This window comes from Syntrophotalea sp., assembly GCF_050253115.1.
GTDB lineage: Bacteria > Desulfobacterota > Desulfuromonadia > Desulfuromonadales > Syntrophotaleaceae > Syntrophotalea > Syntrophotalea acetylenica.
The window spans coordinates 1-10,745 of the sequence record NZ_JBFWJQ010000088.1 but is presented as its reverse complement, the minus strand read 5'-3'; the positions used below and the strand labels follow the sequence as shown (position 1 = coordinate 10,745).

Genomic DNA, 10,745 nt, shown 5'->3' with positions numbered 1-10,745 from the left:
GAATTACGAAGGGATTACGACCATGACAACTCCTTTTCATGAATTATCCGGAGGGTTAATGCCCAGGAACGAAGAGACCTGAATTACGAAGGGATTACGACTAGATAACACAACAAGGTTGCTCATCCATCTTGTTCACAGAACGAAGAGACCTGAATTACGAAGGGATTACGACCCTTTGTCGCCGTCTACATAACAGGCCCAGGCTGTACCAGAACGAAGAGACCTGAATTACGAAGGGATTACGACAACGACAACCACGCCGCCGCCGTTCACCTCGATAACCGTTGTCGAACGAAGAGACCTGAATTACGAAGGGATTACGACGCCCTTCCCTAGTGGGCGTATCACCGGCGCACGGGCCAGAACGAAGAGACCTGAATTACGAAGGGATTACGACCCCTATGACAGACAAGCACTGGCTCTCCCCTGAGTCTAGTGAACGAAGAGACCTGAATTACGAAGGGATTACGACAACCATCTTTTCAGCCGCTTCTTTGTCAACACCCATAGTAGAACGAAGAGACCTGAATTACGAAGGGATTACGACCCTTGATCTTGGAGATACTTATCCCCTAATGACCGGAGCGAACGAAGAGACCTGAATTACGAAGGGATTATCCCTATGATCTCAAACAGGCTTACCAGATGAATCACGCCGGTTGCAACATTGCAGTTCTCGCAACTTTGTGTCTTCTGAATCTAAGATGGCCAAAATAAGATGACCAAAAGAAAGGAGCGACTGCGATGATTGTCTACGTTACAACCCAAGGGGCTCGTGTCGTCAGGGAGGGGCGGCATCTTCTGGTCAAGTACAAGGAGGATATCTATCACACACTTTTTATTCACAAGCTCGAGCAGTTGATTATCTGCGGTAACGTCACCGTGACTCCGCCTGCGCTGTCATTGTTACTAAGAGAGGGGATCGACACGGTATTTCTGAGAAAAGACGGACGCTATCGGGGGCGGTTGGCGATTCAGGAGCCCAAGAATGTTTTTTTGCGCCGGCGGCAATTCGCGTTGACCGGCGATGTAATTTTCTGCCTGAAAACGGCCCGCAGCATTGTGCGCGGGAAACTGCTCAACATGGTGACTCTGCTGCAGCGCATCAAGCGGACGCGAAAAACGCAAAGCATTGACGGCCCCTGCAAGGCAATCCGCGGTATGCTGGAGAGACTCGATGCGGTTCAGACCCTCGATCAGCTCCGAGGGGTTGAAGGACAGGCCAGTGCGTTATATTTCAACGGCATGCGGTACGGACTCGATGACGATTTTGGTTTCAGAAAGAGGGTGCGAAGACCCCCCACCGATCCGGTGAATTCGGTGCTGTCGCTGCTGTACACGTTTTTGATCAACCGTATGGTGGCGGCCGTCAGAATAGCGGGGCTTGATCCTTACCCCGGTGTGCTCCACAGCCTTGAGTATGGAAGACAGTCGCTGCCGCTTGATCTGGTTGAAGAGTTTCGCGCTCCTTTTGCCGATGCAGTGGCGCTGGCTCTTTTCAATCTGAGAGTTCTCAAGGAGCAGGATTTTTATGTGTACGAGCCGCCTGAACTCCCTTTGCCAAAGCCGCAGAAAGACAATCTGGACGCGGTCGCTCAGGACGTTCTTGGAGCCATGAGCAGCACCGAGAGTGAGGCTGACGATTTTTTTGACCTGCCTGATCAGCAGATGGAAACGACCGTGGACGAAGCTGAAGGGCGCCAGGGCAAGGGCGCGGTTCGGCTGCAACCGCCCGCTTTTAAAAAGGTGATCATTGCCTTTGAAAAAAAACTCAATACTGAGTTCTTTCATCCCGTTGCGTCCTCCCGGATGAGCTATGGCGATGCCATGGTATTTCAAGCCCGGCAGTACCGCCGGTTGATCGAAGGAGAAGCTGCCCAGTATCATTCGTTCCTGTTGCGATAAGGAGTTTTTCGTCATGCTGGCTGTGATTGCCTACGATATCTCTTCGAACCGACGCCGGGGCAGGCTTCACAAGGCACTAAAGGAATTCGGGCTCAATACGCAGAAATCGGTTTTCGAATGTGAGCTTGATTCGGCCGGGTTTGATCGGGTGAAAGCGCTGGCCCGCCAATATGTGGACCCTGAGACGGATTCGTTTCGCATTTATCGCCTCTGTGCTCGCTGCCAACGCAAGGTGGCTGTGTCGGGGCTGGGGCTCAAGGTCGTTTCCCTAGACTATGTGGTGGTGTGATGAACATGCTGGTGGCCTATGATATTGCCAATCCGCGACGTCTGAACAAGATTGCCAAGATCATGAAGGATTACGGGCTGCGTGTGCAGCGCTCGATCTTCGAGATCGATGTTTCTCCGCCGGGATTTGCATGTATGCGCCAGCGGGTCGAGGCGGTGATGGACCCCTGCGAAGACGGGGTGAAATATTTCCCCTGCTGCGCTCCCTGCTCGGAGGTCTGGTTCAGCCTGGGAGTCGGCTCGGGACCTTCGCAGACAGGCGATGAATTTATTGTTGTGTGATCACCGGTTCCATCTACGTCAGTCACCTGTTTTGAGTGCAGTTTGCCGCAGGTTATCGCTAATCCCCAGTTAAAGGAGTTTTTTAAATTATGGATCAGACGCCCCGGGTCATGATCGCTTCCGTCGGCGGTTCGCCCCAGCCTGTGATATACAGTCTCAACCAAATCTGCCCTGACTATGTGATCTATTTCACCTCGCGGGCTTCGCGCAGAATGGTTCGCAATGAAATTGAGCCGGCTCTTGAATTTCGCCCACGCGACCATGACATCATCACCACTCCGAACGAAGAAGACCTGGAGTGCTCGGTAGCGGAGCTGTTGCGTGAACTCTCCCGGCTGCTCGAACTTTGGGATCTCTCTTTCCATGATCTGCTTGGCGACTACACCGGTGGAACCAAGACCATGTCGGCCGCTCTGGTTCTGGTTCTGGCGGAAAAGGGTGGACGGTTCAGCTATGTGGGAGGCGCGGGTCGCACCAAGGATGGCCTCGGGGTAGTGATCGACGGCCAGGAAAAGGCCCTCTATCTTGAAAACCCCTGGGATGTACTGGCCATCGGGGCCTGTCGGGATGCTGAGCTGTTGTTTAACCGCTGCCGCTTTCTGGCGGTGCGTGATCTCGCGGCCGAAAACTCCAGACGCACTGAGCGGCATCGCCCGTTTTTTGAAGCGCTGCAACACATCTCAGAAGGGTATTATTCCTGGGATAATTTTCACTATAAGCAGGCCCTGGATCAGCTCAAGCGCGGGGCGAGCCTCCTTCGAGGGTACGCTTCAGGCAGCCCCCAGGCCGGCGTTAAACAGTTTCAACAGGACGTATCTAAAAATCTCGATCTGATAGAAAACATCCAGGCGGAAGCTGGCTCGCTGACTAAAAGCAACCCCGGCAAAAAGGATCTCAAACCCAGAGAATTGGCTGATCGGCCTCCATATCTTGTTCTTGACCTGGTGGCCAATGCCGTGCGCCGGGCCGAGATGGAGTATAAATTCGACGATGCGGTAGCCCGTTTGTACAGTGCCATCGAAAAAATGGCCAAGCGGCAGTTGAAAGTGGTTCATGACCTGGACAATTCGGATCTGGACCTGGAAGCGGTGCCGCAGAGCATCCGCGTTGAACTCGGTGAATGCACCAACCCTCGGGAAGATGGAAAAATTCAGGTTCCCTTGCATAAAAGTTTCGCTCTGCTTCGGGCATTGAATGACCCTCTTGGCGAAAGCTATCAGCGCAGAGAGGCTGAGTTGCACAAGGTGCTGACGATTCGCAACAACTCTCTTTTGGCACACGGATTTCAGCCGGTACGCAAGGAAACCTACCAGATGCTGCTCGGAATTGCGCTGGAATTTTTAGACCTCAGAATTGAAGATCTGCCGCGTTTTCCGGTGTTGGATTTTCATGGAGAGGGGTTGTGAGCGAGGAGTGCAGATCAGAGCATTTTCCGGCCTACCAGGTTCATCTATGTCTTGTCTCTGACCAGCCGCTCCCCAACTTGATTCCGGTGATGGCGGCCCCGGATCCGCCCGAGCTTGTGGTTCTGCTGGTGTCGCCCGCCATGAAGATGCGTGCAGCAATGCTGGCAAAAAGTTTTTCAGATCTGGGCTGCCAGACCGAGGAGATCGCTATCGCCCCCTATGACATCGACCGGATTCGGGAAACCGTGCTGGGTGTGCTCAGCAGCCTCGATGGCCGGCGGGTGGTCCTTAATGCAACTGGGGGCACCAAAATCATGGCCATGGGGGCCTATGACGTGTTCCGGGAGATGGGGTGCGATGCGTTTTATGTCGACACTCTCAATGGTAAGATTATATCCGTTTTGCCGCAAAGTGCCATTGCGCCGCTGCCTGAAATCATCCGGGTCAAATCCTACCTGAGCGCTTACGGTTACCGGATTCGTCAGACCGGGTGCTGTCAGGTTGCAGTAAAAAGACAGGAATTGGCAGAGCGTATTATCGCAGGAGCTAAACGGTTTGCACCGGCGCTGACCATCCTTAATGCCTGCGCTGGAGCAGCCAAAGAACAAAAAAGGCTCAGCGGCAAATTGGAAGACAGACATTTAAGTTTTTCTATACTTATGGAGCTTGCAGACCTTTTCGAGCAGGCTGAAATCCTTGAGCGCGAAGGGGCGTGGCTGAAGTTTGCCGATGAGGACGCGCTGTTCTTCGCCAATGGCGGCTGGCTCGAAGAACATCTGGTTAAACTCTTCAACCGCCTCAAAGGCGAAAAGATCATCCACGACCACCAATGCAACGTGCAAGTTGAGACGCAAAGCGGCTTGCGCAATGAGATCGATCTTGCCTTCACTGCCGGTAACAGGCTCCATCTGATTGAAGCAAAAACCGGGCGCCTCGGTGAAAAAGAGGGGCGCGAGAGCCGCGCAGACGGTGTCGCATATAAACTTGATAATCTGCGTGATCTGATGGGCGGCACCCTGGGGCGGGCCATGCTGGTGAGTTATCAAAATCTTAAGTCCATCGATCGTACGCGTTGCCGTGAAAACGGCATTGAGGTGGTGGAAGGCGCTGATCTGCGTAATCTGGAAGAACGACTGCGCGACTGGATCGGAGTCGGCCGCAATGGGTGAAGTAGAGAATATCGAGCAGTTTTCTCGGAAGGCCGCTTGTGATCCGGACCGTTTCAAGGCTTGGCTGATTGATCTGCTCTCCGATGAAAATAAACGTAAAGAATTGGCTGACATCCTTCCGGAAGTCGCAGAACTTGAGGGCGTTGGCCAACGAAGCGACTACCACGCCGAAGGGGATGTCCTCACCCATACCCGCCTGACATTGGAAGCGCTCCCGGCCAATTGTGATGAACGTTTGGTCTGGGCGGCATTGCTCCACGACATTGGCAAACCCGCCACGACGAACGAGCAAAATGGGACTTTGCGTTCCCCGGGGCATGATGTCCTGGGCGCAGAGATGGCCAAAGAATTTCTTGAACGCTCAGGGCGAAGTGACATCGCCGAAGACGTTTTCTGGCTGGTCCGGCATCACATGTTCTGCCTTGGTTGGCAGATCAAGGGCAGAAAGCTGACCCGCCGCCAGCAAAGGTTTTGTCAACATCCGCTTTTCGGCCTTCTGGTCGACCTGGTCAGAGCGGATGCACGGGCCAGTCTTGGGAGCAATAAGGAGACCTATTTGGATCGGATACTGGACGCGCATATTCAAAGTCGCCAATGAATAACCCTTCCTCACGGTACAGGCGCTCAGTGCGCTTGTGGTTGATCAAGAAGCCATCGCGCCGCAGCAGAACATGCAGGCGGGGTGCACCGAACTTGCGCCGCTGCTCTGCAAGCTGTCTCAGCAGAGCTCGGATCTCCGTATCATTCGTGGGCTACGCCTGGTACCGGCAACTGCTCCGGGACAGCCTGGCAATCTTGCAGGCCCGTCGTTCGCTTAATGGGTAATGCTCCTGAAGAAAAAGCACCACCTTGCGACGAGAGGCAGGCGTTACCACTTTTTTGAAAGAACGTCCTTGATCGCCTGGTTCTCAAGCATGGTCTCGGCCAGCATCTGCTTGAGTTTACGGTTCTCCGCTTCAAGGTTCTTCAGGCGCTTGGCCTCGGAGACTTCCATGCCGCCATACTTGGAGCGCCAGTTTTAAAAGGTGGCATCGCTGATGCCGTGTAGGCGACATAGGGCAACGATCTTCATGCCGGATTGTGCCTGCTTCAAAATGCCGATGATTTGCTCTTCGGTAAACCGTTTCGATTTCATGTCTATCTCCTGACTGAGGATGAATAGACCGAAATCACTAACTTTGCAATGGCTCAGTTTGGAGGGGTAATGTCACATGAACTGATCTGATAAGTAAACAACCCCGCCCAAAGGACGGGGTTGTTTACAATAATCAGCAAGTCGTATCAAGATAATCAGAAAAATGCGTGCAGACTAATCCGAGAATCAATACCCGTCGATCCCAGTGTGAAAGTTCCGTCAGGAGTTTGAACTGTTTCTGCCTCGTCCAACAGGACCCCATCCATTTTCCCAGCCATTTTTATCCTCCGGCCCTTTCCTGCATATCGACCTGAAGCCTTGCGATCTGACGTGCCGATGTTTTCAGGCTTGAACGTGCTTTGCTCAATCCCGCAAAGTCTGTCCTGATCATAGCGAACTCCCTTTCGAATTCGAGAACCCTTTCTACCTCCCAATCCCTGCAGTGTTTCCTCAAGGAGCTTTGCATGCTGCCTGATTGAGGACAGATACCCTCGGGCCCCGTCACAAGCCGCCGCCTCGACCGCGGCTGACTTCTCCTCGCCGAGTGCGGTGAAAAAGGCGTCCATGGTCTGTTTGCCACGGCCGTCATGGTTCCAGATGACTTTGCGCTGATCGATATCGATGACGTTGGTGACGTACTTGTGCCATTTCTGCCAGGCGACTTCGTCGACACTGATGTGGGCGGGAGCAGGTACCGGAGACAGCTTTTCCCTGGCCAACTCTTCCAGCATACTACGATCAATGCGGTAAACGACTTCGTCGTCGAGGTTTAAGAACCAGCCCGCTTCGGCGTTGGTGGTGATGGAAGTCAGGCGATAGACCTGTGCAGCAAAACGACGGGTGAAGCGGCCGCGTAACTGGTCAAGCTGCTCGACGCGGATTCTGCCGTCAACGGGACAGCGGACCTTACGCTTGGGCACATAGAGAAACGTTCGCTTGCCACACAACGGCAGGTCTTCCACACGGATCCAGCCGACACTGTGGGCGGGTAAGTGGTGCACGTCTCCGCAGGCAGAACAAACCGGCCCGACAGGGTCGACCAAGTCGATGTAAAGATGAAGGCTGTCATCATGATAATCAAGCACTTCGGCCACCTCAAAATTGGGCAAGTCGAGCAGTTTCGTGATAGTCTTTTTCTGCATCGGGTTTCTCCTTCCGGATTGGTTTTTGTCGGCAAACAAAACCTTACCAGAGTGGTTAAACCCGATGCACTTCTTTATCAGGCAGAAGGCAGCCTATTATAGCGTTTCAACTTTTTTACGAATGAACCAAAGAATCTTTTCCCAAATTCTTTTGTCTATAACAAAACAGTACTTTTCCATTTTTACCTTTTTTCCCATAATTTTAAGGATATAATTTCTTAAATTCCAAAATCTTCTAAATTACCAAATTAAGTTTGTCGTACTTATTCACCTACCTTTCTTTTAAATTTTATTTCCCCATAACAATAGGAATATTTTGCTTATTATTTCTTCAGCAAAGCTTTTCCCAAACCGATTTGCATAACACTTTCATTCCTGTTTATGACTTATTAGTTCCAGAATAGTAGGGAGTTTTTTCCCACGGCCATTTTTTGATTTTTTCTCAAATTAAGTTTGTCGTTTGTCTTTGTGTCGGAATACCTCTTAAATTGATGTGTGAAATATCATACTCGCCCTGATTTACCTTTTTACCCTCGAAAAAGGCCCTAAAAAGACCTTTTTCGAGGGTAAACTTGCTTTTCACTGAATTCCAGGTTTCGACGGCGTTAGGGCCCATTTGGGCCCTGTAGAAGGCCCAAATGGGCCCTCGTCAACAGATTCCCATTCCCGTCTCAAAAGCGAGGGCCCAGATGGGCCCTACTAATTTTTACTGCAGTTAGGGAGGATGAAAAATGGATTGAAAAATCGATATTGGCTACAAACCTGATGCTGATCCATTGAGAGGGTGTTGCTTGCCTGGCCGTAAGCGACAGCGTTTGTCGCCACGCCTAGGTAGGGTACTCATGACGACAATTTAGATCCTGCTGAAAATGGAAAGGAGTTGTGAATGGCTGAGGCGCTTAAGCAGTCGTCTTTGTTCTCACCACCTCTGGCTGAAGGGAAATTGAATTTCAGAAGAGATCGGGCGGGAAGTCATGCGGCGGAAGGTTAAAGATGGGTTTCCACATCCATTCTTTCGTGCAGCACGCGGACAATCTCGATGGCGTCGGAAGCCTGCACGCGATAATAAATGACATGCCGGCTGGCGAGAAACTTGCGATAGCCAAGCCGAATCTCGTCACATCTTTGGCCTTGGCTCGGGTTTTCAGCCAAGGCGCGAAAGTAACCATCAAGCAGAGAAAGGTAAGCTCGTCGCTGCTCCCGCCCCCAGCGAGCCTGAGTATAACGACCGATGTCGCGAAGATCGTCGAGCGCCTGCTTGGTGAGCGAGAACATCGGCATCAACCGATTTCCTTGTCCAGTTCGCGGTTTAAAGCATCCAGGGAATAGGCCTCTGAACCACTCTGTTCGCCCTGAATCAAGGCCCGCCGTAAAATCTCCAGCTTGGTTTCACGCTCTTCTAGCAGACGTAATCCAGCGCGAATCGCTTCGCTCGTCGAGCCATAACGCCCATCCTCGACCGCCTGGGAAATGAATTTCTCGTAGTGCTCGCCCAAGGTGACGCTGGTGTTTTTGCCCATACTGACCTCCTTTATTTTCGAATTTAACACCATTTTATAATATTTATTGGTATTTTTCTAGTATCCCGGGAAAGCCTATCATCCAAAATTCACTTTCATGACCACCGCCACCGCAGCGGAATTTTAACCCGAAGCGAAAAAGGAGGCAGTCATGGGAATGAGAGTCGGGTACGCAAGGATGAGTTCACCAGGGCAAAAACTGGGTCTTCAACAACTGGACCGTCTGGCTGACTGCGACCGCATTTACCATGAGAAGGCATCGGCCGCCTCAGCGAAGGGCCGACCAGAGCTGCAAAAGGCTCTTGATTTTGTCCGGGATGAAGATGTTTTCGTTGTCACCAAGCTTGACCGCCTTGTGAGATCGGGGGTCGACCTGGCAGGGATTGTTCAGAAGCTCGAAGGCAAAAACGTCGACTTGGTGGTTTTGGACCAAGGCAGCGATACCACAACCATGTATGGTCGGCTTCAGTTCAACATTCTTGCTGCGATCTGCGAGTTCGATTCGAGCGCGAGCTGATCAAGGAACGGTCAATGGAAGGCCGCATCAAGGCGATCGCCCGTGGTGTAAAATTTGGCGCCAAGCCGAAGCTGACCAAGCAGGAAATTGCCGAACATTATGGCATCAGACGGTCATCGGTCTATCGGCTGTATTCGGAAAAACCGTTCACAAACTGTCTGAAAAAATAGAGCATTATCAGAAACGCCCACGACATGGTCATCGTGGGCGTTTCGTGTCCCGAAAGGAGTCCCATTTGGGATAATGGATTTTTCGGAGTAGTATCCCCGCGCACAAATTTTCAAGCGGTGGACAGAGGGACATTACCCCAAGTCAGTGTCCAAGAAAACAGGGGTCTCTATACCTAAACTTTCGGGGGGGGGGGTTGTCTCCCACTCGTACTCATAGCAATTGCAAATGGCGGCGACGAACTGCTTGCCGACCACCGCAATTTGGTTTTGCTTTTCAATTTAACGCAGACGTATTTTCCGTCTGGTTGATTAAATTTCTAGTTGCCCTTCAGTGGCTCCAGTGCTAACATTTGTGTACACACCAATTGCGGGAGCAACCTATGGATACTAGAATTCAATTTCGTGTTGACGATGAAACAAAACGCTTAGCCCAGCAAATGGCTGAAAGCCAAGGTCGCACCCTTAGCGACGCTTGCCGTGAACTAACCGAGCAGCTTGCCGAGCAACAACGCAAGGCCTTGTCTCATAATACTTGGCTTACCGAACAAGTAAATCTTGCGTTCGACAAACTTGATTCCGGCAAGGCTGTGTTCGTCGACAATGACTCTGCAAAAACACAAATGGCTGAACGTAAAGCCAAGGTTTGCAATCGGGGTCGCCAATGATTTTTTGGGAAGAAGAATCCTTAAATGATCGTGAGAAAATTTTCGAGTTTCTTTACGTCTTCAACCCAGATGCTGCTGAAAAAACAGATGAAATCATTGAAGCCAAAGTTGAAAACTTAATTGAACAACCTCTAATGGGCGTTCAACGAGATGGAATTCGAGGCAGATTGCTCATTATTCCTGAAGTTTCAATGATCGTATCTTATTTTGTTGACGGATCCACGATTCGCATTCTGCGAGTCCTTCACCAAAAACAAAAGTTCCCTATTGAGTAACTGAAATCATTTTTGCAACTAACATCTAATTATACGTTTCACTCCACATCTATATGCCGCATCCGTAAGCTTTCCCAAAAAGAGGCAGTCAAAAATTTGAGAACGAAAAAACCGCTGTCCGGACACTCCGGTTTCTCAGATCTAGTACCTTGTAACAGTTGTAACTTCGGATAAAGCCGCGTCAGTTTGATTCGGGCGTCGGCCGTTGTAAATTGCCAGTTAATTTTTTTCGTGCTGCTGTTGCGGTGATCTTCCCAAGCTGCAACCT

General features: G+C 51.2%; 15 protein-coding genes, 2 pseudogenes and 1 CRISPR repeat array. Of the genes and pseudogenes, 10 read left to right on the top strand and 7 right to left on the bottom strand.

The annotated features are described in order from the left end of the window. Positions 1–66 precede the first annotated feature (66 nt). Positions 67–624: direct repeats of the CRISPR family, unit length 35 nt; unit sequence GAACGAAGAGACCTGAATTACGAAGGGATTACGAC. A 123-nt stretch (positions 625–747) separates the two neighbouring features. From cas1 to AB7E65_RS09615, 6 genes are all read left to right on the top strand, one after another. After that, the gene (gene cas1, locus AB7E65_RS09640; RefSeq protein WP_428745775.1) at positions 748–1,908 is read left to right on the top strand and encodes a CRISPR-associated endonuclease Cas1; all 1,161 of its coding nucleotides are present in this window, start codon (positions 748–750) and stop codon (positions 1,906–1,908) included. A gap of 13 nt (positions 1,909–1,921) precedes the next feature. Continuing rightward, complete coding sequence (cas2, locus tag AB7E65_RS09635) at positions 1,922–2,197, top strand: CRISPR-associated endonuclease Cas2 (RefSeq protein ID WP_428745774.1); 276 nt, start codon at positions 1,922–1,924, stop codon at positions 2,195–2,197. Next, the gene (gene cas2, locus AB7E65_RS09630) at positions 2,197–2,478 is read left to right on the top strand and encodes a CRISPR-associated endonuclease Cas2 (protein WP_428745773.1); all 282 of its coding nucleotides are present in this window, start codon (positions 2,197–2,199) and stop codon (positions 2,476–2,478) included. The genes cas2 (AB7E65_RS09635) and cas2 (AB7E65_RS09630) overlap by 1 nt, the downstream gene beginning before the upstream one ends. A gap of 89 nt (positions 2,479–2,567) precedes the next feature. Beyond that, entirely contained in the window at positions 2,568–3,884 is a 1,317-nt protein-coding gene (locus AB7E65_RS09625) for a TIGR02710 family CRISPR-associated CARF protein (protein ID WP_428745772.1), read from the top strand. Further along, positions 3,881–5,053, top strand: coding sequence for a Card1-like endonuclease domain-containing protein (locus AB7E65_RS09620; protein ID WP_428745771.1), 1,173 nt, complete (start codon positions 3,881–3,883; stop codon positions 5,051–5,053). The genes AB7E65_RS09625 and AB7E65_RS09620 overlap by 4 nt, the downstream gene beginning before the upstream one ends. Continuing rightward, positions 5,046–5,651 carry an HD domain-containing protein gene (locus tag AB7E65_RS09615; RefSeq protein WP_428745770.1) on the top strand — a complete coding sequence of 202 codons (606 nt, stop codon included), beginning with the start codon at positions 5,046–5,048 and terminating at the stop codon, positions 5,649–5,651. Before AB7E65_RS09620 ends, AB7E65_RS09615 begins: the two co-directional genes overlap by 8 nt. On the opposite strand, the gene AB7E65_RS09610 is transcribed toward AB7E65_RS09615, so the two are convergent. The 6 genes and pseudogenes from AB7E65_RS09610 to AB7E65_RS09585 form a co-directional block, all read right to left on the bottom strand. Beyond that, complete coding sequence (locus AB7E65_RS09610) at positions 5,563–5,778, bottom strand: IS3 family transposase (protein ID WP_428745777.1); 216 nt, start codon at positions 5,776–5,778, stop codon at positions 5,563–5,565. The genes AB7E65_RS09615 and AB7E65_RS09610 overlap by 89 nt on opposite strands. Before the next feature lie 143 nt (positions 5,779–5,921). After that, positions 5,922–6,188 (bottom strand): annotated as a pseudogene (locus AB7E65_RS09605) (transposase). A gap of 280 nt (positions 6,189–6,468) precedes the next feature. Then, entirely contained in the window at positions 6,469–6,654 is a 186-nt protein-coding gene (gene mobI / locus AB7E65_RS09600; protein WP_428745776.1) for a conjugative transfer protein MobI(A/C), read from the bottom strand. Between the two features lie 7 nt (positions 6,655–6,661). Further along, positions 6,662–7,330 (bottom strand): annotated as a pseudogene (locus AB7E65_RS09595) (transposase); the annotation flags it as partial. 987 nt (positions 7,331–8,317) lie between these two features. Further along, positions 8,318–8,611, bottom strand: coding sequence for a type II toxin-antitoxin system RelE/ParE family toxin (locus AB7E65_RS09590; protein WP_428745769.1), 294 nt, complete (start codon positions 8,609–8,611; stop codon positions 8,318–8,320). Continuing rightward, a complete protein-coding gene (locus AB7E65_RS09585; RefSeq protein WP_428745768.1) occupies positions 8,611–8,850 on the bottom strand; it encodes a type II toxin-antitoxin system ParD family antitoxin in 240 nt (79 codons plus the stop codon). The genes AB7E65_RS09590 and AB7E65_RS09585 overlap by 1 nt, the downstream gene beginning before the upstream one ends. 151 nt (positions 8,851–9,001) lie before the next feature. Between AB7E65_RS09585 and AB7E65_RS09580 the strand changes: the two genes are divergently transcribed. From AB7E65_RS09580 to AB7E65_RS09565, 4 genes are all read left to right on the top strand, one after another. Further along, positions 9,002–9,367, top strand: coding sequence for a recombinase family protein (locus AB7E65_RS09580; protein WP_428745767.1), 366 nt, complete (start codon positions 9,002–9,004; stop codon positions 9,365–9,367). Between the two features lie 14 nt (positions 9,368–9,381). After that, positions 9,382–9,537 carry a hypothetical protein gene (locus tag AB7E65_RS09575; RefSeq protein WP_428745766.1) on the top strand — a complete coding sequence of 52 codons (156 nt, stop codon included), beginning with the start codon at positions 9,382–9,384 and terminating at the stop codon, positions 9,535–9,537. 380 nt (positions 9,538–9,917) lie between these two features. Continuing rightward, positions 9,918–10,202, top strand: a complete 285-nt coding sequence (locus AB7E65_RS09570) for a type II toxin-antitoxin system RelB/DinJ family antitoxin (protein ID WP_428745765.1) — start codon at positions 9,918–9,920, stop codon at positions 10,200–10,202. Next, a complete protein-coding gene (locus AB7E65_RS09565; RefSeq protein WP_428745764.1) occupies positions 10,199–10,477 on the top strand; it encodes a type II toxin-antitoxin system RelE/ParE family toxin in 279 nt (92 codons plus the stop codon). Before AB7E65_RS09570 ends, AB7E65_RS09565 begins: the two co-directional genes overlap by 4 nt. Positions 10,478–10,515: 38 nt before the next feature. On the opposite strand, the gene AB7E65_RS09560 is transcribed toward AB7E65_RS09565, so the two are convergent. Beyond that, a partial coding sequence (locus AB7E65_RS09560; RefSeq protein ID WP_428745778.1) for a hypothetical protein occupies positions 10,516–10,745 on the bottom strand: 230 nt, incomplete at its 5' end.

Excerpts from the sequence above, each read along its gene's own strand:
- AB7E65_RS09575 (WP_428745766.1), top strand. The coding sequence starts at position 9,382 with ATGGAAGGCCGCATCAAGGCGATCGCCCGTGGTGTAAAATTTGGCGCC.
- cas2 (WP_428745773.1), top strand. The coding sequence starts at position 2,197 with ATGAACATGCTGGTGGCCTATGATATTGCCAATCCGCGACGTCTGAAC.
- mobI (WP_428745776.1), bottom strand. The coding sequence starts at position 6,654 with ATGCAAAGCTCCTTGAGGAAACACTGCAGGGATTGGGAGGTAGAAAGG.
- AB7E65_RS09590 (WP_428745769.1), bottom strand. The coding sequence starts at position 8,611 with ATGCCGATGTTCTCGCTCACCAAGCAGGCGCTCGACGATCTTCGCGAC.
- AB7E65_RS09580 (WP_428745767.1), top strand. The coding sequence starts at position 9,002 with ATGGGAATGAGAGTCGGGTACGCAAGGATGAGTTCACCAGGGCAAAAA.
- cas2 (WP_428745774.1), top strand. The coding sequence starts at position 1,922 with ATGCTGGCTGTGATTGCCTACGATATCTCTTCGAACCGACGCCGGGGC.
- AB7E65_RS09615 (WP_428745770.1), top strand. The coding sequence starts at position 5,046 with ATGGGTGAAGTAGAGAATATCGAGCAGTTTTCTCGGAAGGCCGCTTGT.
- AB7E65_RS09585 (WP_428745768.1), bottom strand. The coding sequence starts at position 8,850 with ATGGGCAAAAACACCAGCGTCACCTTGGGCGAGCACTACGAGAAATTC.
- AB7E65_RS09565 (WP_428745764.1), top strand. The coding sequence starts at position 10,199 with ATGATTTTTTGGGAAGAAGAATCCTTAAATGATCGTGAGAAAATTTTC.
- cas1 (WP_428745775.1), top strand. The coding sequence starts at position 748 with ATGATTGTCTACGTTACAACCCAAGGGGCTCGTGTCGTCAGGGAGGGG.
- AB7E65_RS09570 (WP_428745765.1), top strand. The coding sequence starts at position 9,918 with ATGGATACTAGAATTCAATTTCGTGTTGACGATGAAACAAAACGCTTA.
- AB7E65_RS09625 (WP_428745772.1), top strand. The coding sequence starts at position 2,568 with ATGGATCAGACGCCCCGGGTCATGATCGCTTCCGTCGGCGGTTCGCCC.